The following is a 19,782-nucleotide window of genomic DNA, read 5'->3' as shown; positions in this document are numbered from 1 at the left end:
GCGTCAGGCGGCGGAGTCGAACACGACCTTCCATCGCGAGCCGATCCGCTGCACGTCGTACGACTCGGTCGGATAGCCGTTGCCCCACGTGATGCGGACGGTTGCGCTGGCGTCGTGCACCGCGCCGACCCGATAGGTCACCTCGTCGAGGTCGATGCCCTCGTCGGCGAACGAGTCCTTGGACTGCTCGACCACGTCGCAACCCAGCTCCGACGGCGTGACCACGAGCTTGCGGGCAGCCTTGCAGTCGCCGGCGTCGAGCGCCCGCATCAGTGCGTCGACGACGGCAGCGGCGGGCTCCAGGGCCGGAGCTGATGTCGCCGTACGCGTCGGCGTCGGCGACGAGGCGGGCGAAGCCTCGGGCGGGTCCGAGCCGCCGCAGGCCGCGACGACGAGCAGTGCGCCCATCGCCAGCAACAGCCTCATGCCTTCAGTGTCCTCCGTAGGGCACACCGAGCTCGGCCAGCCGGGCCTCGCCGCCGTCGATCGCGGTCAGCACCCAGGCGCCGGCGTCGGTCAGGGTGAACGTGTGCTCGTAGTGGGCGGCCCACGATCCGTCCGTCGTGACGACGGTCCAGTCGTCGGCGAGCGTACGGGTGTCGGGCGCCCCGAGGGTGACCATCGGCTCGACGGCGAGCGCCAGCCCCTTGACGAGCTTGGGCCCGCGACCCGCCTTGCCGTAGTTGGGGACGTTGGGCGGCTGGTGCATCGCCGAGCCGATGCCGTGGCCCGTGTAGCCCTCGACGATGCCGTAGTCGCCGGCTGCGTCGACCGTGGTCTCGACCGCATGGCTGATGTCGGAGACGCGACCGCCGAGGTGCGCCGCCGCGATGCCCCGCCACAGTGCCTCTTCGGTGACCCGCATGAGCTCGGTGACCTCGTCGGGCACCTCGCCGATGGCCACAGTCGTTGCGGCGTCGCCGTGCCAGCCGTCGACGATCGCACCGCAGTCGATCGAGATGATGTCGCCGTCGCGAAGGACCCGCGTGCCGGGGATGCCGTGCACGACCTGGTCGTTGACCGACGTGCAGATGACGCCGGTGAAGCCGTGATAGCCGAGGAAGTTGGACGTCGCGCCCTGCGAACGGATGTGGTCGTGGGCGATCGCATCGAGCTGCGCGGTGGTGATCCCGGCCACGGCAGAACCACGCAACACATCGAGTGTCGACGCCACGACACGCCCAGCCTTACGCATCGACTCGATCTGGGCCGGCGTCTTGATCTCGATGCCGCGTTCGAACATGGCTGCTGGCCGACCCTCAGGCGGGCAGGGCGGCGTCGATCCTTCGGGTGACCTCGTCGACGTCGCCCATGCCGTCGACCTCGATGACCAGCCCGCGGGCGCCGTAGACCTCGAGCAGCGGCGCTGTCTCGGCGGTGTAGACCTCTTGGCGGTGCCGGATGACGGCTTCGGTGTCATCGGCGCGACCGCTGGTCTCGGCCCGCTTGAGCAGGCGCTGGATCAGCTCCTCGGGATCGACGACGAGCTCGAGCACGCCGTCGAGCTTGGTGCCGAGGCCGTCGAGGATGCGATCGAGGGTGTCGACCTGGTCGACGGTGCGGGGATAGCCGTCGAGGATGAACGCGTCGCGGGCGTCGTCCTGTGCCAGCCGGTCCTCGACCATCGCGTTGGTGACCTCGTCGGGGACGTACTCACCTGCGTCCATGTAGCGCTGCGCGGTCTTGCCGAGCTCGGTCTGCTGCTGCACGTTGGCGCGGAAGATGTCGCCGGTCGAGATGTGCGCACCGCCGATGCGCTGGGCCAGCGCCACCGCCTGGGTTCCCTTGCCCGCACCCGGGGGGCCCATGATGAGCAGCCGCATTACTTGAGGAACCCTTCATAGTTGCGCTGCTGCAGCTGGCTCTCGATCTGCTTGACGGTGTCGAGACCCACGCCGACGATGATGAGGATCGTCGTGCCGCCGAACGGGAAGTTCTGGCTCGCGTTGAGGATCGCGATCGCGATCATCGGGATCAGCGCGATCAGGCCGAGGTATAGGGCGCCCGGAGCGGTGATGCGGCTGAGGACGTACGCGAGGTAGTCCTGCGTCGGCCGGCCGGCGCGGATGCCGGGGATGAAGCCGCCGTACTTCTTCATGTTGTCGGCGACCTCTTCGGGGTTGAAGGTGATCGACACGTAGAAGTACGTGAAGAACACGATCAGCACGAAGAACGTGATCATGTAATAGGGATGGTCACCCTTGACGAAGTTGTCGTTGACCCACTGGGCCCACGGGGCGCTCTGGTTGAACTGCGCCATGAGCGCCGGGAGATACATCAGGCTCGAGGCGAAGATCACCGGGATGATGCCGGCCTGGTTGACCTTGAGCGGGATGTAGGTCGAGGAACCGCCGAACATCCGACGGCCGACCATGCGCTTGGCGTACTGCACCGGGATGCGGCGCTGGGCCTGCTCGATGAAGATCACCGCGGCGACGATGACGAGACCGATCAGCACGACCAGGACGAACGTCGTCCAGCCCTTGGTCTGCTTGATCTGCCACATCGCGCCGGGGAACGTGGCGACGACCTGGGTGAAGATCAGGATCGACATGCCGTTGCCGATGCCGCGGTCGGTGATGAGCTCACCGAGCCACATGATGACAGCGGTGCCCGCGACCATCGTGAGGACGATCAGGAGGAACGACAGGATGCTGTCGTTGTTGTAGAGCAGGTCACCCGTGGTCTGGCCGCCGAAGAGGTTGCCGGATCGCGCGAGTGCCACGATGCCCGTCGCCTGGAGGATCGCGAGACCCAGCGTCAGGTAGCGGGTGTACTGGGTGATCTTGGTCTGGCCGGCCTGGCCCTCCTTCTTGAGGGCCTCCAGCCGCGGGATCACCACGACGAGGAGCTGCAGGATGATGCTCGCGGTGATGTAGGGCATGATGCCCAGCGCGAAGACCGTCAACTGCAGCAGTGCCCCGCCGGAGAAGACGTTGATCAGCGCGAAGAGACTGCTGTTGTCACCATTCGTTGCCGCGTCGACGGAGTCCTTGACGTTGCCGACGTTGATGCCCGGCGCCGGCATGGTCGAGCCGAGGCGGAAGAGCACGATGATGAACAGGACGAAGAGGATCTTCTTCCGCAGGTCGGGCGTCCTGAATGCATGGACGAAGGCGCTGAGCACCGCGATCCTCCTCGTGCACCTTGGTGCATATAAAAACGGGCGTCGGTATGACGGACAAAAGCGGGCGAGTACGCCCGCATCAAGACTCTAACAGTCGGCAAAGCAGCCGGGGCAGGACATAGCGTCCTGCCCCGACAGCATCAACCGAGAACGGTGACGCTGCCTCCGGCTGCTTCGATCTTGGTCTTGGCCGACGCGGAGAACTTGTCCGCGGAGATCTGCAGCTTGACCGTGATCTCACCCTGTCCGAGGACCTTGACGGGGCGACCCTTGCGGACCGCGCCGTTGGCGACGAGCGACGCGACGTCGACGTCACCACCCTTGGGGTAGAGCTCCTCGAGACGCTCGAGGTTGACGACCTGGTACTCCTCGCGGAACGGGTTCTTGAACCCCTTCAGCTTGGGCAGTCGCATGTGGATCGGAACCTGGCCGCCCTCGAAGCCCGCGGGGACCTGATAGCGAGCCTGGGTGCCCTTGGTGCCTCGACCGGCGGTCTTGCCCTTCGAGCCCTCACCGCGACCCACGCGGGTCTTGGCGGTCTTGGCTCCCGGTGCGGGACGCAGGTGGTGCAGCTTGAGCGCCATGTCAGTCAACCTCCTTGACGTCCACGAGGTGCGAGATGGACGCAGCCATGCCGCGGATCTCGGGACGATCTTCCTTGACGACGACGTCGCCGATGCGCTTCAGACCGAGCGTGCGCAGGGTCTGTCGGTGATTGGGCTTGCGGCCGATGCCGGACTTGACCTGGGTGACCTGGATCTTCGCCATCACGCACCCACCCCAGCCTCAGCCTTGGCCTTCGCCTCGGCGATGCCTTCCTTGCCGGCCCGCAGGAGCGCCGCCGGAGCGACCTCCTCGACCGTCAGGCCGCGACGCGACGCCACCATCTCCGGCGACTCGAGCAGCTTGAGTGCCGCCACGGTCGCGTGGACGATGTTGATCGCGTTGGACGAACCGAGCGACTTCGACAGGACGTCGTGGACGCCTGCCGCCTCGAGCACGGCGCGCACCGGGCCACCGGCGATGACGCCGGTACCGGGCGATGCGGGACGCAGGAAGACGACGCCAGCCGCCTTCTCGCCCTGCACCGGGTGCGGGATCGTGCCCTGGATGCGCGGGACGCGGAAGAAGGACTTCTTGGCCTCTTCGACGCCCTTGGCGATCGCGGTCGGGACTTCCTTGGCCTTGCCGTAGCCGATGCCGACCTGACCGTCACCGTCGCCGACGATCACGAGAGCGGTGAAGCTGAAGCGACGACCACCCTTGACGACCTTGGCGACACGGTTGATCGTGACGACCTTCTCGATGTAGTTGGACTTCTCGGCACCGCGATCGTTTCCACGACCCCGGCCGCCTCCGCCTCCACGGCGTTGCTGCGTGCTCATCAGAACTCCAGTCCTGCTTCACGGGCGCCGTCAGCGAGTGCCGCGACGCGTCCTGCGTACTTGTTGCCCGCACGGTCGAAGACGACGGTGGCGACGCCGGCAGCCTTGGCACGGTCGGCGACGAGCTCGCCGACCTTGCGGGCCTTGGCGGTCTTGTCACCGTCGGACGAGCGCAGATCGGCTTCCATCGTCGACGCGGAGGCCAGCGTGCGGCCCTCGAGGTCGTTGACGACCTGAGCAACGATGTGCTTGCTCGAACGGGTGATGACGAGACGCGGACGCTCCGCCGAACCCTCGATCTTCTTGCGTCCTCGCACCTGACGGCGCAGACGCGAAGCCGTACGGGGCGACGTGTGCTTGGCGTGCTTGATCGAGATAGCCATGACTACTTACCAGCCTTTCCGACCTTGCGGCGGACGTGCTCGCCGGCGTAGCGGACGCCCTTGCCCTTGTAGGGCTCGGGCTTGCGGATCTTGCGGATGTTCGCTGCGACCTCACCGACGGCCTGCTTGTCGATGCCGTGCACGGCGAACTTGGTGGGCGACTCGACCGAGAACGTGATGCCCTCGGGAGCCTGGACCGGGACGGGGTGGCTGAAGCCGAGCGCGAACTCGAGTGCAGCCGGGCCCTTGGCCTGGACGCGGTAACCGACGCCGACGATCTCGAGCTTCTTCTCGTAGCCCTCGGTGACACCCGTGACCATGTTGGCGATCAGGGTGCGCGAGAGGCCGTGGAGAGCCTTGCTCCGGCGCTCGTCGTCGGGACGCTCGACCGCGAGCGTGCCGTCGTCGGACTTGGAGACCGTGATGGGCTCCGCGACCGTGTGCGACAGCTCGCCCTTAGGGCCCTTGACGCGTACGTCCTGGCCCTCGATCGTGACCTCGACCCCGGACGGGATCGTGACGGGAATCTTGCCAATGCGTGACATGTGTTCAGACCCCTCTCACCAGACGTAGGCGAGGACTTCTCCGCCTACGCCCTTCTGGTTGGCCTGGCGGTCCGTGAGCAGACCCTGGCTCGTCGAGATGATCGCCACGCCGAGTCCACCGAGCACCTTGGGCAGGCCGGTCGACTTCGCGTAGACGCGCAGACCCGGCTTGCTGATGCGGCGGATGCCGGCGATGGAACGCTCGCGGTGCGGCCCGTACTTGAGCGTGATCGTGAGCGTCTTGCTCACCTCACCCTCCTTGGGCTCGGTGACCTCGATCGCGGTGATGTAGCCCTCCTGCTTCAGGATCTCGGCTACGCCGGCCTTGAGCTTGGAGTACGGCATCGACACGCTGTCGTGGTACGCCTGATTGCCGTTGCGGACACGCGTCAGCATGTCGGCGATCGGATCGGTCATTGTCATAGTTCGTGTGTTCCATTCCTGCCGTGGTTTCCGGCCCTCGAGGTGAGGAGTGGACCTGCGGCTTTCAGAGGTAGGTGATTACCAGGAGCTCTTGGTGATGCCCGGCAGCTCGCCACGGTGTGCCATCTCGCGAAGGCAGATGCGGCAGAGGCCGAACTTCTTGTAGACCGACCGGGGTCGGCCACAGCGCTGGCAACGGGTGTAGCCGCGTACCGCGAACTTGGGCTTGCGGGCGGCCTTGACCTTCAGTCCAGTCTTCGCCATGTCAGTTCTCCTTGTACGGGAAGCCGAGCAGCGTGAGCAGCGCCCGACCCTCGTCGTCGTTGGTGGCCGTGGTGACGATCGTGATGTCCATGCCGCGCGACCGATCGATCTTGTCCTGGTCGATCTCGTGGAACATGACCTGCTCGGTCAGACCGAACGTGTAGTTGCCGCGGCCGTCGAACTGCTTGGGCGAGAGCCCACGGAAGTCACGGATGCGGGGCAGCGCGAGCGTCAGCAGACGGTCGAGGAACTCCCACATGCGGTCGCCACGCAGCGTGACGTGCGCGCCGATCGGCATGCCCTCACGCAGCTTGAACTGGGCGATCGACTTGCGGGCCTTGGTGACCTGCGGCTTCTGTCCCGTGATGGCGGTGAGGTCGCGGAGCGCGCCCTCGATCAGCTTGCCGTCGCGGGCAGCCTCGCCGACGCCCATGTTGACGACGATCTTGGTGAGGCCGGGAACCTGCATGACGTTGGCGTAGTCGAACTGCTCACGAAGCGCCGGAAGGATCTCTTCGCGGTAGCGCGCCTTGAGCCGCGGTGCGGTGGTGGTGGCCATATTCAGATCTCCTTTCCGGTCTTCTTCGCGATGCGCACGCTGCGCTGCGCGGTGTAGGTGGAACCGTCGGGACGGTTCTTGGTGACGTCGTCGCGGCGGTAGCCGACACGCGTCGGGGTCTTGTCGGCGAGCAGCATCACGTTGGAGATGTGGATCGGTGCCTCGCTGGTGATGATGCCGCCCGAGCCTGCGCCACCGGCCTGTGAAGGCTTGGTGTGGCGCTTGACGCGGTTGACGCCTTCGACGATGACGCGGTTCTGGTCAGCGATCACTTCGATCACCGATCCGGTCACGCCCTTGTCCTTGCCAGCGATGACCTTGACCTGGTCACCCTTGCGAATGCTGATGGTGCCTTTGCGGGCCATCTCAGAGCACCTCCGGTGCGAGCGAAATGATGCGCATGAACTTCTTGTCGCGAAGTTCACGGCCAACGGGACCGAAGATGCGCGTACCGCGCGGGTCGCCATCGGCCTTGAGGATCACGGCTGCGTTCTCGTCGAACTTGATGTACGAGCCATCCGGACGACGGCGCTCCTTGACGGTGCGCACGACGACAGCCTTGACGACATCACCCTTCTTGACGTTTCCGCCGGGGATGGCGTCCTTGACAGTGGCGACGATCGTGTCGCCGATGCCCGCGTAGCGCCGACCTGAGCCACCGAGGACACGGATGCAAAGGATCTCCTTGGCACCGGTGTTGTCGGCGACCTTGAGTCGCGACTCCTGCTGAATCATCTGTCGTCTCCTACTTGGCCTTCTCGAGGATCTCCACGATGCGCCAACGCTTGGTGGCGGACAGTGGACGTGTCTCCATGATCAGGACACGGTCACCGATGCCGGCGTCGTTCGCCTCGTCGTGAGCCTTGAACTTGATGTTGCGACGCAGGACCTTGCCGTAGCGCGCGTGCTTGACGCGCTCCTCGACGTTGACCACGACGGTCTTGTCCATCTTGTCGCTGACAACGAGCCCCTCGAAGGTCTTGCGCGCTGTACGTTCGGTCACTGCCTCGTCCTTCTGGTTCTTGTCGGTCATGCCTGGACCTCCTCGACGATGCCGAGCTCGCGCTCACGCATGACGGTGTAGATCCGGGCGATGTCCTTGCGCACTGCCCGAAGCCGGGCGGTGTTGTCGAGCTGACCGGTGGCGTTCTGGAAGCGCAGGTTGAACAGCTCTTCCTTGGCCTCCGACAGCTTGGCCGCCAGGTCGTCGGAAGCGACGCTGCGCAGCTCTGCTGCGGTTGTGTGCTGCGCCATCACAGCTCACCTGTCTCTCGGGTGATGAATCGGGCCTTCATGGGGAGCTTGTGGATCGCGCGACGCATGGCCTCGCGAGCAACCTCCTCAGAGACACCCGACAGCTCGAACATGACGCGTCCGGGCTTGACGTTGGCGACCCACCACTCAGGCGAACCCTTGCCGGAACCCATGCGGGTCTCGGCAGGCTTCTTCGTGAGCGGACGGTCCGGGTAGATGTTGATCCAGACCTTGCCGCCACGCTTGATGTGACGCGTCATGGCGATACGAGCGGACTCGATCTGACGGTTCGTCACGTAGGCGGCGGTCACGCACTGGATGCCGTAGTCACCGAACGCAAGCTCGGTGCCACCCTTGGCCGCGCCGCGGCGCGTGGGGTGGTGCTGCTTGCGGTACTTGACCCTGCGGGGCATCAACATCAGCTCTCCCCTCCTTCAGGTGCTGCAGCGGCGGGCGCGGCAACGGTTGCGGCGGCCTCGGTGGCCGGAGCCGCAGCAGCGGCGTCGGCCGCCGGAGCGGCGTCCTCACGGGCGGGACGCTCGGGGCGACGCGCGCCACCGGCGGCGCCACCACGGGCGGGACGACGGTTGCTGCCGGGAGCGGCCGCACGCTTGGCCGCTTCGGCCTCGCGCTCGGCGCGGGTGCCCGCGACCTCGCCCTTGTAGATCCAGACCTTCACGCCGATGCGGCCGAAGGTCGTCTTGGCCTCGTAGAAGCCGTAGTCGACGTCAGCGCGGAGCGTGTGCAGGGGCACGCGGCCCTCGCGGTAGAACTCCGAGCGGGACATCTCGGCGCCGCCGAGACGACCCGAGCACTGGATGCGGATGCCCTTGGCGCCACTGCGCATCGTCGTCTGCATGGCCTTGCGCATCGCGCGACGGAACTGCACGCGACCCGACAGCTGCTCGGCAACGCCCTGGGCGACGAGCTGCGCATCCATCTCGGGGTTCTTGACCTCGAGGATGTTCAGCTGCACCTGCTTGCCGGTGAGCTTCTCGAGGTCGCCGCGGATGCGGTCGGCCTCGGCGCCACGGCGGCCGATGACGATGCCGGGACGGGCGGTGTGGATGTCGACACGTACGCGGTCACGCGTGCGCTCGATCTCGACACGGCTGATGCCGGCGCGGTCCATGCCCTTGGTGAGCATCTTGCGGATCTTGACGTCCTCGCCGACGTAGCTCTTGTAGAGCTTGTCGGCGTACCAACGGCTCTTGTGATCCGTCGAGATGCCCAGTCGGAACCCGTGCGGGTTGATTTTCTGTCCCACTATCGGTTCCCGCCCTTCTTCTTGGAGTTCTTGATGTTGGCCGCGTCCAGCTTGGCCTGAACGACCTCGCGGGGCTGCACGACCACGGTCAGGTGGCTGCTGCGCTTGAGGATGCGGTTGGCCGCACCCTTGGCGCGCGGGCGCCAACGCTTCATCGTCGGGCCCTCGTCGACCTGGACCACGGTGATGACCAGGTCCGAACGGTTGAGGCCTTCAGTCGTCTCGGCGTTGGCCGCGGCGCTGTCGACGAGCTTGTAGAAGTTCTCGGCGACGGCCTGCGGCGCGAACTGCAGGGTGGCCAGCGCGTTGTCGACCGAGTCGCCGCGGATCAGGTCCGCGATGCGGCGCGACTTCTGCGCGGTGACGCGCACGAAGCGCGCGACGGCGAACGCACCGGGCTCGTCGCCCAGCAGACGCTCACGTCGAGCACTGATGCTCTCACGGGTAGCTGCACTCATCGCCTCTTCGCCTTCCGGTCGTCCTTCTCGTGACCGCGGAACGTGCGGGTCGGGGCGAACTCGCCCAGCTTGTGACCCACCATCGAGTCCGTGATGAACACGGGCACGTGCTTGCGGCCGTCGTGCACGGCGATCGTGTGTCCGATGAAGGACGGCAGGATCATCGAGCGACGCGACCAGGTCTTGATCACGGTGTGAGTGTCGGCGGCGTTCTGCGCGTCGACCTTCTTCTCGAGGTGCCCGTCAACGAACGGGCCCTTCTTCAAACTGCGTGGCATCTGTTAACCAATCCTTCTCAGCGGCCGGACTTGCGGCGGCGGACGATCTGGGAGTCGCTGGCCTTGCGCTTGCGCGTACGGCCTTCCGGCTTGCCCCACGGGGAGACGGGGTGACGTCCACCGGACGTCTTGCCCTCACCACCACCGTGCGGGTGGTCGACCGGGTTCATGGCGACACCGCGGACGGTCGGGCGCTTGCCCTTCCAGCGGTTGCGTCCGGCCTTGCCCCAGTTGATGTTGGACTGCTCGGCGTTGCCGACCTCGCCGATCGTGGCGCGGCAGCGGACGTCGACGTAACGCATCTCGCCGGAGGGCAGACGCAGCTGCGCCTTGTTGCCCTCCTTGGCGACGAGCTGCACCTTGGTGCCGGCGGAGCGGCCCATCTTGGCGCCACCGCCCGGCCGCAGCTCGATGCCGTTGATCAGCGTGCCCACGGGGATGTTGCGCAGGGGCAGGTTGTTGCCGACCTTGATGTCGGAACCGACGCCGGACTCGACCGTCATGCCCTGCTTGAGACCCTCGGGCGCGATGATGTAGCGCTTCTCGCCATCGGCATAGTGCAGGAGCGCGATGCGCGCGGTGCGGTTGGGGTCGTACTCGATGTGAGCGACCTTGGCCGGCACGCCGTCCTTGTCGTAGCGACGGAAGTCGATGATGCGGTAAGCGCGCTTGTGACCGCCACCCTGGTGACGCGTGGTGATGCGTCCCTGGTTGTTGCGGCCGCCCTTCTTGGGCAGCGGCTCCGTCAGCGACTTCTCAGGCGTCGTGCGGGTGATCTCGGCGAAGTCGGCAACGCTCGAGCCACGACGGCCCGGAGTTGTCGGCTTGTATTTGCGAATAGCCATAAGTCCTCAGTCCTCAGTTGCTCGGGCTCGAGAAGATGTCGATGCTCTGGCCTGCGGCGACACTCACGATGGCTCGCTTGGTGTCCTTGCGCTTGCCGAGTCCCGAACGCGTGCGACGGGTCTTGCCCTTGCGGTTGAGCGTGTTGACCGCGGTGACCTTGACGCCGAAGATCTTCTCGACGGCGATCTTGATCTCCGTCTTGTTGGCGTCCGGGTGCACCACGAAGGTGTACTTGTTGTCATCGAGCAGGCCGTAGCTCTTCTCGCTGACGACCGGCGCGATCAGGATGTCGCGGTGGTCCTTGTGGATCGTGCTCACTTGTCATCGCCTCCGGGTGCGGCCTTCTTGGCAGCGGTCTTCTTGGCGGGCGCCTTCTTGGCCGCGGGGGCCTTCTTGGCAGCAGCCTTCTTGGCCGGCTTGTCCTCGTCGGCAGCAGCCTTCTTGGCCGGCGCCTTCTTGGCGGTGCTGGCCTTCTTGGCGGGTGCCTCGTCGGCTGCCTTCGCAGGCGCCTTCTTGGCGGGCGCCTTCTTGGCCGGCTTGTCCTCGTCGGCGACTGCCTCGGTGGCCGCAGCCTTCTTGGCCGGCGCCTTCTTGGCGGGCGCCTTCTTGGCCGCAGGCTTGGCGTCGCGGGCGTCGACCTCGGTCGCCGCCGCGCTCAGGGCGATCGTCTTGACGCCCTCGGCCGAGCGCGCCGCCACGAAGGCGTCGAACGCGGACTGGGTGAAGACGATGTCGTCACTGAGCAGCACGTCGTAGGTGTTGACCTGGTCGAACGTCAGGATGACGGTCTCGCCGGCGTTGCGCAGGCTGAGCGACGTGATCGTGTCGTCACGGTCCACGACGATCAGCACGCGGGGACGCGGCGTGAGCTCGCGCAGCGCGGCCAGTGCCAGCTTGGTCGACGGCTTGTCGCCGGCGACGATGCTGTCGACCACGTGCAGGCGACCCGAACGAGCCCGGTCCGAGAGGGCCCCGCGCAGGGCGGCGGCCTTCATCTTCTTGGGCGTGCGCTGGTCGTACGAGCGCGGCGTCGGGCCGTGCACGATGCCACCACCGTTGTACTGGGGTGCGCGGATCGAGCCCTGACGAGCGCGGCCGGTGCCCTTCTGGCGGTACGGCTTCTTGCCACCGCCGGACACCTCGCCACGCGTCTTGGTGCTGTGCGTGCCCTGGCGAGCCGCGGCGAGCTGCGCCACGACGACCTGGTGGATCAGCGGGATGTTGACCTGCACGTCGAAGATGTCGACAGGCAGCTGAGCATCGATGGTCTTTGCCATGATCAGGCTCCCTTCACGGCGGAGCGGATGACGACGAGTGCACCCTTGGGGCCGGGTACGGCGCCCTTGATGAGGATGACGCCCTTGTCGGTGTCGACGGCGTGAACCTTGAGGTTCTGCGTCGTGACCTGCTCGGCGCCCATGTGGCCAGCCATGCGGAGGCCCTTGAAGACACGACCCGGGGTGGCGCAGCCACCGATCGAGCCGGGCTTGCGGTGGTTGCGGTGCGCACCGTGCGAGGCGCCGACACCGTGGAAGCCGTGGCGCTTCATGACACCCGCGAAGCCCTTGCCCTTGCTGGTCGCGGTCACGTCGACGACGTCACCAGCGGCGAAGATCTCCGGGGAGACCTCCTGGCCCAGCGTGTAGTCCGAGATGGCCTCGGTGCGGATCTCGACGATGTGGCGGCGAGGCGTCACACCGGCCTTGGCGAGGTGCCCGGCGACGGGCTTGTTGACCTTGCGGCCGTCGATCTCGCCGAAGCCGAGCTGGACCGCGGAGTAGCCGTCGGTCTCACGCGTACGGATCTGCGTGACGACGTTGGTGTCGGCAGCGATCACGGTGACGGGAACGATCTTGTTGTCGGCATCCCAGACCTGGGTCATGCCGAGCTTGCGGCCGAGGAGGCCGCGCGTGGTTGCAGTGCTGCTGGAGCTCATGGTCGCTGTCCCCCTCAGAGCTTGATCTCGATGTCGACGCCGGCAGGCAGGTCGAGGCGCATGAGCGAGTCGACTGTCTTCGGCGTCGGGTCAATGATGTCGATGAGGCGCTTGTGCGTGCGCATCTCGAAGTGCTCGCGGCTGTCCTTGTACTTGTGCGGCGAACGGATCACGCAGAACACGTTCTTCTCGGTGGGCAACGGCACCGGTCCTGCGACCTTGGCGCCCGTGCGCGTCACCGTGTCGACGATCTTGCGCGCCGACGAGTCAATGACCTCGTGGTCGTAGGCCTTGAGCCGGATACGGATTTTTTGTCCCGCCATGCTCTCGCTTGTCCTTTACGTTCGTTCGCTTCGCAGTCTCGCCCCGGATCGAGGGAGAAAGGCTCCTCCCTCCCGCCGACCCCCGAGGTCGGGCGTGTCGCGGCCACATGGGCGCATACGTCACACACTTGTCGAGTTAGGTGGTTGGACCCGCTTTCAGCGGGACAAGCTCGATCTCAGGTTCGGCACCGGCGTCATGATCGGCGTGAGAGGCCGGACGTTCGGCGCCCCAGCGATCGAGCCGGAGCAACCGAACTATTCTGACAGACCCGTCGTGGTTAATACAAATCGAGGCCGCGAGGTGCTAGCCGGGCGCTAGTGATGCACGTGGCTCTCGGAGTCCACGTGGCCTGCGGGCTCGATCTGGAATGTCGAGTGCTCGACGTCGAAGTGCTCGGCCAGACAGCCGCGCAGCCGGTCGAGGACGCCGTGCGCGTCGTTCATCTCGGTGACCGAGTCCTCCACCACGACGTGCGCGCTCATGACCGGCATCCCGGACGTGATGGTCCATACGTGCAGGTCGTGGACGTCCTTGACCCCGTCCATCGCCAGGATGTGCTGGCGCAGCTCGCCCAGGTCGACATCGCGAGGCGTCGACTCCAGCAGCACCTCGGCCACCTCCCTGAGCAGCGAGATCGCGCGTGGCACGATCATCGCTGCGATCACGAGTGAGGCGATGGCGTCGGCGGGATACCAGTCGGTCAACAAGATGACCGTGGCCGAGACCAGGACCGCGACCGACCCCAGGGCATCGCCCAGCACCTCGAGATAGGCACCGCGGACGTTGATGCTCTCCTGCGCGCCGTGTCGGAGCAGCAGCAGGCCGATGAGGTTGACCACCAGGCCGATGCCGCCGGCCACCAGGATCAGCCCGCCCTCGAGCTCCGGCGAGTCCCCGAAGCGGCGAATCGCGCTGTAGGTGACCCAGGCGGCCAGCCCGAGCAGGATGAGACCGTTGGCGCCGGCGGCGAGCACCTCGGTGCGGGAGTAGCCGAACGTGCGCCGCGAACCCGGACCCCCGCCGCGTTGCGCGACCGTGATCGCCGCGAGCGCCATCACGATGCCGAAGGAGTCGCCCAGCATGTGCCCGGCGTCGGCCAGCAGCGCGAGACTGCCGGTGAGCCAGGCGACCACGGCCTCGACGACCAGGACGCCGACCGACAGCGCAAGGACCAGCGCCAGCCGGCCGCGGTGCGCCGCGCCGGCACCGTGCGCGTGGTCGTGTCCCATGCATTAAGGATAGGGCGGTGTTGCGAAAACAACGAGCCGCTGTCCGCCAAAAGGACGCGACCGGGAACCACTCCCAGCAAGGCCGTCCGGTATGCCGAGAGCCCCGCCCTGCCGAAGCAGGACGGGGCTCTCGATGAGCTGGTGTGGCTAGCTCACTTGTTGATCTTCGTGACGCGTCCGGCGCCCACCGTGCGACCACCCTCGCGGATGGCGAAGCGGAGGCCTTCCTCCATCGCGATCGGCTGGATCAGCTGAACGCTCATCTCGGTGTTGTCGCCGGGCATGACCATCTCGGTGCCCTCGGGCAGCGTGACGACGCCGGTGACGTCCGTGGTGCGGAAGTAGAACTGCGGACGGTAGTTGTTGAAGAACGGCGTGTGACGGCCACCCTCTTCCTTGGACAGGATGTAGACCTGGCCCTCGAACTCCGTGTGGGGAGTCGTGGAGCCGGGCGCGATGATGACCATGCCGCGCTCGACGTCCTCGCGCTTGGTGCCACGCAGGAGCAGTCCGACGTTCTCGCCGGCCTGGCCCTCGTCGAGCAGCTTGCGGAACATCTCGATGCCGGTGACCGTCGTCGTCTGCTTGTCCTCGCGGATGCCGACGATGTCAACGGTCTCGTTGACCTTGATGATGCCGCGCTCGATGCGACCGGTGATGACCGTGCCACGACCCGTGATCGTGAAGACGTCCTCGACGGGCATGAGGAACGGCTTGTCGGTCTCGCGGGGAGGCATCGGGATGTAGTCGTCGACAGCCTGCATGAGCTCGAGGATCGACTCGCCCCACTTGGCGTCGCCCTGGAGCGCCGGGTGAGCGGCGACCTTGACGACGGGGACGTTGTCGCCGTCGAACTCCTGATCGCTCAGGAGCTCACGGACCTCGAGCTCGACGAGCTCGAGGATCTCTTCATCGTCGACCATGTCGCACTTGTTGAGCGCGACGACCATCGCCGGCACGCCGACCTGGCGGGCGAGCAGCACGTGCTCGCGCGTCTGGGGCATGGGGCCGTCGGTGGCGGCGACCACGAGGATCGCGCCGTCCATCTGAGCCGCACCGGTGATCATGTTCTTGACGTAGTCAGCGTGACCCGGGCAGTCGACGTGCGCGTAGTGGCGGTTCTCGGTCTGGTACTCGACGTGCGAGATGGAGATCGTGATGCCGCGCTGCTTCTCTTCGGGCGCCTTGTCGATCTGATCGAAGGCCGAGGCCTCGTTCAGGTCGGGGTACTTGTCGTGCAGCACCTTGGTGATCGCCGCGGTAAGAGTCGTCTTACCGTGGTCGATGTGACCGATGGTGCCGATGTTCATGTGCGGCTTGGTCCGCTCGAACTTCGCCTTAGCCACTTGGGGCTCCTTCTTCGAATTGGTTGCTGTTGAACGCCGTTGGGTCCCGCCGTACGGAAGCCTCAGGCCATCTTATGAGATGGACCGCTGCTACTCGCCGCGGGCCTTTTTGATGATCTCTTCCGCGACGTTCTTGGGAACCTCCGCGTAGGAGTCGAACTGCATCGAGTATGACGCACGGCCCGAGGTCTTGGACCTCAGGTCGCCGACGTACCCGAACATCTCGGACAGGGGGACGATCGCCTTGACGATCTTGACGCCTCCCATGCCCTCTTCCATGGCGTTTACCTGGCCACGGCGAGAGTTGAGGTCGCCGATCACGTCGCCCATGTAGTCCTCGGGCGTGGTGACCTCGACCGCGAACGTGGGTTCGAGGATCACCGGATCGGCCTTGCGCGCGGCTTCCTTGAAAGCCATCGAGCCAGCAAGCTTGAACGCGAGCTCCGAGGAGTCGACGTCGTGGTAGGCGCCGTCCTCGAGAGTCACCTTGACGTCGACCATCTGGTAGCCGGCGAGGACGCCGAACTGCATGGCATCCTCGGCTCCGGCGCCGACCGACGGGATGTACTCGCGGGGGACGCGGCCACCCGAGACGTTGTTGACGAACTCGTAGCCACCCTCGCCACCGACGGAGACGCCGGTCGGCTCGATGCTGATGATGACCTTGGCGAACTGGCCCGAGCCACCCGTCTGCTTCTTGTGGGTGTAGCTGACGTTCTCGACCTTGCGCTTGATCGTCTCGCGGTAGGCGACCTGCGGCTTGCCGACGTTGGCCTCGACGTTGAACTCGCGCTTCATGCGGTCGACCAGGATGTCGAGGTGAAGCTCGCCCATGCCGGCGATGATCGTCTGACCGGTCTCTTCGTCGGTGTGGACCTGGAACGTCGGGTCCTCCTCGGCGAGCCGCTGGATCGCGGTGCCGAGCTTCTCCTGGTCGCTCTTGGTCTTGGGCTCGATCGCGACCTGGATCACGGGAGCCGGGAACGTCATCGACTCGAGGACGATCTGCTTGTTGGGGTCGGCCAGTGTCTCACCGGTCGTGGTGTCCTTGAGACCCATGACGGCAACGATCTGACCGGCGCCGACGGCGGCGATCTCGGCACGCTTGTTGGCGTGCATCTGGTAGATCTTGCCGATGCGCTCCTTGCGGCCCTTGGTCACGTTGATGACCGTGCTGCCGGCCTCGAGGCGACCCGAGTAGATGCGCAGGTAGGTCAGCTTGCCGAGGTGCGGGTCCGACGCGATCTTGAACGCCAGTGCCGCGAACGGCTCGCTCTCCTTGGGCTCGCGCGTGTCGGTCTTGCTCTCGTCACGCGGGTCGAGGCCCGTGATGGCGCCGACGTCGATCGGCGAGGGCAGGTAGTCGATGACCGCGTCGAGCAGGGGCTGGACGCCCTTGTTCTTGAACGCCGTGCCGCACAGGACCGGGTTGAGCTTGGCGGCCAGCGTCGCGCGACGGATCGCGGGCTTGAGCAGCTCGGGGGTGATGTCGACGCCGTCGAGGTAGGCCTCGGCGAACTCGTCGTCGTGGTCGGCGAGCGTCTCGATCATCTCGGTGCGAGCAGCCGCAGCCTTGTCGACGAGGTCTGCGGGGATCTCTTCGACCTCGTAGTCCTCACCGATCGCGGTCTCGCCACGCCAGACGAGCGCGCGGTTGCCGATCAGGTCGACGACGCCGATGAAGTCGCCCTCGGCACCGATCGGGACCTGCAGGACGAGGGCCGTCGCGCCGAGGCGCTCACGGATCGTCTTGACGCAGTAGTCGAAGCTGGCGCCGGTGCGGTCGAGCTTGTTGACGAAGCACATGCGCGGGACGCCGTACTTGTCGGCCTGACGCCAGACGGTCTCGGACTGCGGCTCGACGCCGGCGACACCGTCGAACACGGCGACGGCACCGTCGAGGACGCGCAGGTTGCGCTCGACCTCGACGGTGAAGTCGACGTGACCGGGGGTGTCGATGATGTTGATCTGGTTGTCTTTCCACCAGCAGGTCGTCGCGGCGGACGTGATCGTGATGCCGCGCTCCTGCTCCTGCTCCATCCAGTCCATCGTGGCGCCGCCGTCGTGGACCTCACCGATCTTGTAGTTGATACCGGTGTAGAAGAGGATGCGTTCGGTCGTCGTGGTCTTGCCGGCATCGATGTGCGCCATGATGCCGATGTTGCGGACCCTGTTGAGGTCGGTGGTGATGTCGGTTGCCACGAGTTTGGTCGCTTTCCTTTGTTGCGGAGCATCGCCGGGTCACGGCGACGGGTGAATGTGTTGCTGACTTACCAGCGGTAGTGAGCGAAGGCCTTGTTGGCTTCGGCCATCTTGTGCGTGTCCTCACGCTTCTTGACGGCGCCGCCGAGACCGTTGGAGGCGTCGAGCAGCTCGTTCATGAGGCGCTCGGCCATGGTCTTCTCGCGACGGGCGCCAGCGAAGCTGACGAGCCAACGCAGCGCCAGCGTGTTCTGGCGGACCGCGCGAACCTCGATCGGGACCTGATAGGTCGCGCCACCGACGCGGCGGCTCTTGACCTCGATCGACGGCTTGACGTTGTCGAGCGCACGCTTGAGCGTGATGACCGGATCGGTGCCGGACTTCTCGCGGGTGCCTTCGAGCGCGGTGTAGACGATGCGCTGGGCGACCTGCTTCTTGCCGTCGACCAGGACCTTGTTGATGAGCGAGGTGACGAGCTGGCTCCCGTAGACGGGGTCAGTCTCGACGGGGCGCTTGGTTGCCGGACCCTTACGAGGCATTAGCTCTTCTCCTTCTTCGCGCCGTAACGGCTGCGAGCCTGCTTGCGGCCCTTGACGGCCTGCGTGTCCAGGGCGCCGCGCACGATCTTGTAACGGACACCGGGAAGGTCCTTGACTCGGCCACCACGCACGAGCACGATCGAGTGCTCCTGCAGGTTGTGGCCCTCGCCCGGAATGTATGCAGTGACCTCGGTGCCACTCGAGAGCTTCACGCGGGCCACCTTGCGGAGCGCGGAGTTGGGCTTCTTCGGAGTGGTGGTGTAGACGCGGGTGCAGACACCGCGGCGCTGAGGCGAACCCTTGAGCGCGGGAGTCGTCGTCTTGACGACCTTGCGCTGGCGGCCCTTGCGGACCAGCTGGTTGATCGTGGGCACTACAAACTTCCTTCTTCTGACTGGTGTGAGCCATGAGTCGTGATGCACTCGCCACCGGGTAATCCGGCAGGATGCGTGCATCGGCCTGAGTGGTTCAGGCACAGCAGCCAATACTACCGGGCAGCCTCGGGTACTTCCAAATCACTCGACCGAGCGTGCTCTGCGAGCGAGCGTCGAGGGACGTTGAGCGTGCCGGCGCGCAGCGCCCACCTGTCGAAACCTCGTGAGTTCAGTCAAAAGGCAGGGGAAATCCTTTCGACAGGCTCAAGGAGCGGGGGCCGACAAGTTCAAGGATCGACCGGTCAGGGCGTGATGGGACCGTCGAACAGGATGCGTCCGTCGACGCCCTCGAAGTCGAGCCGCTCGGGGCCCACCCGCTTCCAGAGGCCGAGGTAGAGCTCGGCGGCGGTGCCACTCACGGATCCGTCGGCATCCAGCGAGGGGTGCAGCTGGATCGGCGGGCCCAGGTCGCCGTCGCCGGGCGCGATCAGCCAGGACTGGTGGGTGTCGGTGGCGACCAGCCGGATCCGCGAACGTACGTCAGGGCGCTGGCGGCGGGCGGTCATCCGCGGGAAGAACACCTGGAGGACCTCGTCGACGCCGTCGGCGGCGACCGATGCGGCGATCCCCCAGTCGTCCTCGTGGATGCCCAGGGACTGCGCGGCATCGACCGCGTGCACCGTCGTCTCGTGCATCTGCCGGCGAGCCCAGAACGCGGCCCGCTCACCGACGTACGAGAAGTTGGGGACGGGCTCGTCGGGGCTGACGGCCTGCAGCGCACTGAGCAGGGCTGTAGCGGTGCCGGCGTACCACTCGACGACGGGTTCGGTGACGATCGGCTCCGGCTCGTGGAGCCGCTGGCCGCTCAGCACCGTCGCGGCGGCCCAACGATGGATCGTGCCGAGGTGGGTCGTCAGGTCGCGGACGTTCCACGCCTGGCACGCGGGGACGGGCTCGTCTCCCGCCGCCTTGCCGACGAGCTCGGCGAACCGGGACATGGCCGAGCCGAGCTCGAGCATGTGATCCATGTCGCCAGCTTCCGG

Annotated in this window: 31 protein-coding genes; all 31 read right to left on the bottom strand. The window is 66.2% G+C overall.

The features are described 5' to 3' along the window. Nucleotides 1-3: 3 nt before the first annotated feature. Entirely contained in the window at nucleotides 4-426 is a 423-nt protein-coding gene (locus tag ESP70_RS08090; protein ID WP_149688799.1) for a hypothetical protein, read from the bottom strand. 4 nt (nucleotides 427-430) lie between these two features. Then, complete coding sequence (gene map, locus ESP70_RS08085; protein WP_149688798.1) at nucleotides 431-1,243, bottom strand: type I methionyl aminopeptidase; 813 nt, start codon at nucleotides 1,241-1,243, stop codon at nucleotides 431-433. Nucleotides 1,244-1,259: 16 nt separating this feature from the next. Continuing rightward, complete coding sequence (locus tag ESP70_RS08080) at nucleotides 1,260-1,823, bottom strand: adenylate kinase (protein WP_149688797.1); 564 nt, start codon at nucleotides 1,821-1,823, stop codon at nucleotides 1,260-1,262. Next, a complete protein-coding gene (secY, locus tag ESP70_RS08075) occupies nucleotides 1,823-3,127 on the bottom strand; it encodes a preprotein translocase subunit SecY (RefSeq protein WP_149688796.1) in 1,305 nt (434 codons plus the stop codon). The genes ESP70_RS08080 and secY overlap by 1 nt, the downstream gene beginning before the upstream one ends. A gap of 140 nt (nucleotides 3,128-3,267) precedes the next feature. After that, nucleotides 3,268-3,711, bottom strand: coding sequence for a 50S ribosomal protein L15 (gene rplO, locus ESP70_RS08070; RefSeq protein WP_149688795.1), 444 nt, complete (start codon nucleotides 3,709-3,711; stop codon nucleotides 3,268-3,270). Between the two features lies 1 nt (nucleotide 3,712). Next, nucleotides 3,713-3,895: a 50S ribosomal protein L30 gene (rpmD, locus tag ESP70_RS08065; RefSeq protein WP_056209399.1), complete on the bottom strand. Its 183-nt coding sequence runs from the start codon at nucleotides 3,893-3,895 to the stop codon at nucleotides 3,713-3,715. Then, nucleotides 3,895-4,512, bottom strand: a complete 618-nt coding sequence (rpsE, locus tag ESP70_RS08060; protein ID WP_149688794.1) for a 30S ribosomal protein S5 — start codon at nucleotides 4,510-4,512, stop codon at nucleotides 3,895-3,897. The genes rpmD and rpsE overlap by 1 nt, the downstream gene beginning before the upstream one ends. Continuing rightward, the gene (gene rplR, locus ESP70_RS08055; RefSeq protein ID WP_149688793.1) at nucleotides 4,512-4,895 is read right to left on the bottom strand and encodes a 50S ribosomal protein L18; all 384 of its coding nucleotides are present in this window, start codon (nucleotides 4,893-4,895) and stop codon (nucleotides 4,512-4,514) included. Before rplR ends, rpsE begins: the two co-directional genes overlap by 1 nt. Nucleotides 4,896-4,897: 2 nt before the next feature. Next, entirely contained in the window at nucleotides 4,898-5,440 is a 543-nt protein-coding gene (gene rplF, locus ESP70_RS08050; protein ID WP_149688792.1) for a 50S ribosomal protein L6, read from the bottom strand. Between the two features lie 15 nt (nucleotides 5,441-5,455). After that, the gene (gene rpsH / locus ESP70_RS08045; protein WP_056209411.1) at nucleotides 5,456-5,863 is read right to left on the bottom strand and encodes a 30S ribosomal protein S8; all 408 of its coding nucleotides are present in this window, start codon (nucleotides 5,861-5,863) and stop codon (nucleotides 5,456-5,458) included. 78 nt (nucleotides 5,864-5,941) lie between these two features. Next, nucleotides 5,942-6,127, bottom strand: coding sequence for a type Z 30S ribosomal protein S14 (locus tag ESP70_RS08040; RefSeq protein WP_056209415.1), 186 nt, complete (start codon nucleotides 6,125-6,127; stop codon nucleotides 5,942-5,944). A 1-nt stretch (nucleotide 6,128) separates the two neighbouring features. Further along, nucleotides 6,129-6,686 (bottom strand): 50S ribosomal protein L5, encoded by a 558-nt coding sequence (gene rplE / locus ESP70_RS08035; protein ID WP_056399255.1) that lies wholly within the window; start codon nucleotides 6,684-6,686, stop codon nucleotides 6,129-6,131. 2 nt (nucleotides 6,687-6,688) lie between these two features. Further along, entirely contained in the window at nucleotides 6,689-7,051 is a 363-nt protein-coding gene (rplX, locus tag ESP70_RS08030; RefSeq protein WP_056209420.1) for a 50S ribosomal protein L24, read from the bottom strand. A 1-nt stretch (nucleotide 7,052) separates the two neighbouring features. Further along, complete coding sequence (gene rplN, locus ESP70_RS08025; protein ID WP_056209423.1) at nucleotides 7,053-7,421, bottom strand: 50S ribosomal protein L14; 369 nt, start codon at nucleotides 7,419-7,421, stop codon at nucleotides 7,053-7,055. 10 nt (nucleotides 7,422-7,431) lie between these two features. After that, nucleotides 7,432-7,719, bottom strand: coding sequence for a 30S ribosomal protein S17 (rpsQ, locus tag ESP70_RS08020; protein ID WP_056209425.1), 288 nt, complete (start codon nucleotides 7,717-7,719; stop codon nucleotides 7,432-7,434). Then, entirely contained in the window at nucleotides 7,716-7,940 is a 225-nt protein-coding gene (rpmC, locus tag ESP70_RS08015; protein ID WP_056209429.1) for a 50S ribosomal protein L29, read from the bottom strand. The genes rpsQ and rpmC overlap by 4 nt, the downstream gene beginning before the upstream one ends. Beyond that, nucleotides 7,940-8,359 (bottom strand): 50S ribosomal protein L16, encoded by a 420-nt coding sequence (gene rplP, locus ESP70_RS08010; RefSeq protein ID WP_056209431.1) that lies wholly within the window; start codon nucleotides 8,357-8,359, stop codon nucleotides 7,940-7,942. Before rplP ends, rpmC begins: the two co-directional genes overlap by 1 nt. Further along, nucleotides 8,359-9,207, bottom strand: a complete 849-nt coding sequence (gene rpsC / locus ESP70_RS08005) for a 30S ribosomal protein S3 (RefSeq protein ID WP_056209433.1) — start codon at nucleotides 9,205-9,207, stop codon at nucleotides 8,359-8,361. The genes rplP and rpsC overlap by 1 nt, the downstream gene beginning before the upstream one ends. Further along, nucleotides 9,207-9,665, bottom strand: a complete 459-nt coding sequence (gene rplV / locus ESP70_RS08000) for a 50S ribosomal protein L22 (RefSeq protein WP_082530428.1) — start codon at nucleotides 9,663-9,665, stop codon at nucleotides 9,207-9,209. Before rplV ends, rpsC begins: the two co-directional genes overlap by 1 nt. Then, entirely contained in the window at nucleotides 9,662-9,943 is a 282-nt protein-coding gene (rpsS, locus tag ESP70_RS07995; RefSeq protein WP_056209436.1) for a 30S ribosomal protein S19, read from the bottom strand. The genes rplV and rpsS overlap by 4 nt, the downstream gene beginning before the upstream one ends. Nucleotides 9,944-9,960: 17 nt before the next feature. After that, nucleotides 9,961-10,788: a 50S ribosomal protein L2 gene (gene rplB / locus ESP70_RS07990; RefSeq protein ID WP_056399264.1), complete on the bottom strand. Its 828-nt coding sequence runs from the start codon at nucleotides 10,786-10,788 to the stop codon at nucleotides 9,961-9,963. A 13-nt stretch (nucleotides 10,789-10,801) separates the two neighbouring features. Then, nucleotides 10,802-11,107 carry a 50S ribosomal protein L23 gene (gene rplW / locus ESP70_RS07985; protein ID WP_056209441.1) on the bottom strand — a complete coding sequence of 102 codons (306 nt, stop codon included), beginning with the start codon at nucleotides 11,105-11,107 and terminating at the stop codon, nucleotides 10,802-10,804. Next, nucleotides 11,104-12,066, bottom strand: a complete 963-nt coding sequence (gene rplD / locus ESP70_RS20620; RefSeq protein ID WP_149688791.1) for a 50S ribosomal protein L4 — start codon at nucleotides 12,064-12,066, stop codon at nucleotides 11,104-11,106. Before rplD ends, rplW begins: the two co-directional genes overlap by 4 nt. Before the next feature lie 2 nt (nucleotides 12,067-12,068). Then, nucleotides 12,069-12,725 carry a 50S ribosomal protein L3 gene (rplC, locus tag ESP70_RS07975; protein WP_056399266.1) on the bottom strand — a complete coding sequence of 219 codons (657 nt, stop codon included), beginning with the start codon at nucleotides 12,723-12,725 and terminating at the stop codon, nucleotides 12,069-12,071. A gap of 14 nt (nucleotides 12,726-12,739) precedes the next feature. Continuing rightward, entirely contained in the window at nucleotides 12,740-13,048 is a 309-nt protein-coding gene (gene rpsJ, locus ESP70_RS07970; RefSeq protein ID WP_012923688.1) for a 30S ribosomal protein S10, read from the bottom strand. A gap of 315 nt (nucleotides 13,049-13,363) precedes the next feature. Beyond that, entirely contained in the window at nucleotides 13,364-14,278 is a 915-nt protein-coding gene (locus tag ESP70_RS07965) for a cation diffusion facilitator family transporter (RefSeq protein WP_149688790.1), read from the bottom strand. 152 nt (nucleotides 14,279-14,430) lie between these two features. Beyond that, a complete protein-coding gene (tuf, locus tag ESP70_RS07960; RefSeq protein ID WP_056209450.1) occupies nucleotides 14,431-15,624 on the bottom strand; it encodes an elongation factor Tu in 1,194 nt (397 codons plus the stop codon). A gap of 90 nt (nucleotides 15,625-15,714) precedes the next feature. Next, nucleotides 15,715-17,826: an elongation factor G gene (gene fusA / locus ESP70_RS07955; RefSeq protein WP_149688789.1), complete on the bottom strand. Its 2,112-nt coding sequence runs from the start codon at nucleotides 17,824-17,826 to the stop codon at nucleotides 15,715-15,717. A 68-nt stretch (nucleotides 17,827-17,894) separates the two neighbouring features. Beyond that, nucleotides 17,895-18,365 (bottom strand): 30S ribosomal protein S7, encoded by a 471-nt coding sequence (gene rpsG / locus ESP70_RS07950; RefSeq protein WP_056209454.1) that lies wholly within the window; start codon nucleotides 18,363-18,365, stop codon nucleotides 17,895-17,897. Continuing rightward, the gene (gene rpsL, locus ESP70_RS07945; RefSeq protein WP_056209459.1) at nucleotides 18,365-18,739 is read right to left on the bottom strand and encodes a 30S ribosomal protein S12; all 375 of its coding nucleotides are present in this window, start codon (nucleotides 18,737-18,739) and stop codon (nucleotides 18,365-18,367) included. The genes rpsG and rpsL overlap by 1 nt, the downstream gene beginning before the upstream one ends. A 302-nt stretch (nucleotides 18,740-19,041) precedes the next feature. Beyond that, entirely contained in the window at nucleotides 19,042-19,767 is a 726-nt protein-coding gene (locus ESP70_RS07940) for a maleylpyruvate isomerase family mycothiol-dependent enzyme (RefSeq protein ID WP_149688788.1), read from the bottom strand. Nucleotides 19,768-19,782 lie beyond the last annotated feature (15 nt).

This window comes from Aeromicrobium ginsengisoli (genome assembly GCF_004134905.2).
Lineage (GTDB): Bacteria > Actinomycetota > Actinomycetes > Propionibacteriales > Nocardioidaceae > Aeromicrobium > Aeromicrobium ginsengisoli.
The sequence above is the reverse complement of the archived record's forward strand: the minus strand, read 5'-3'. Positions and strand labels throughout refer to the sequence as shown.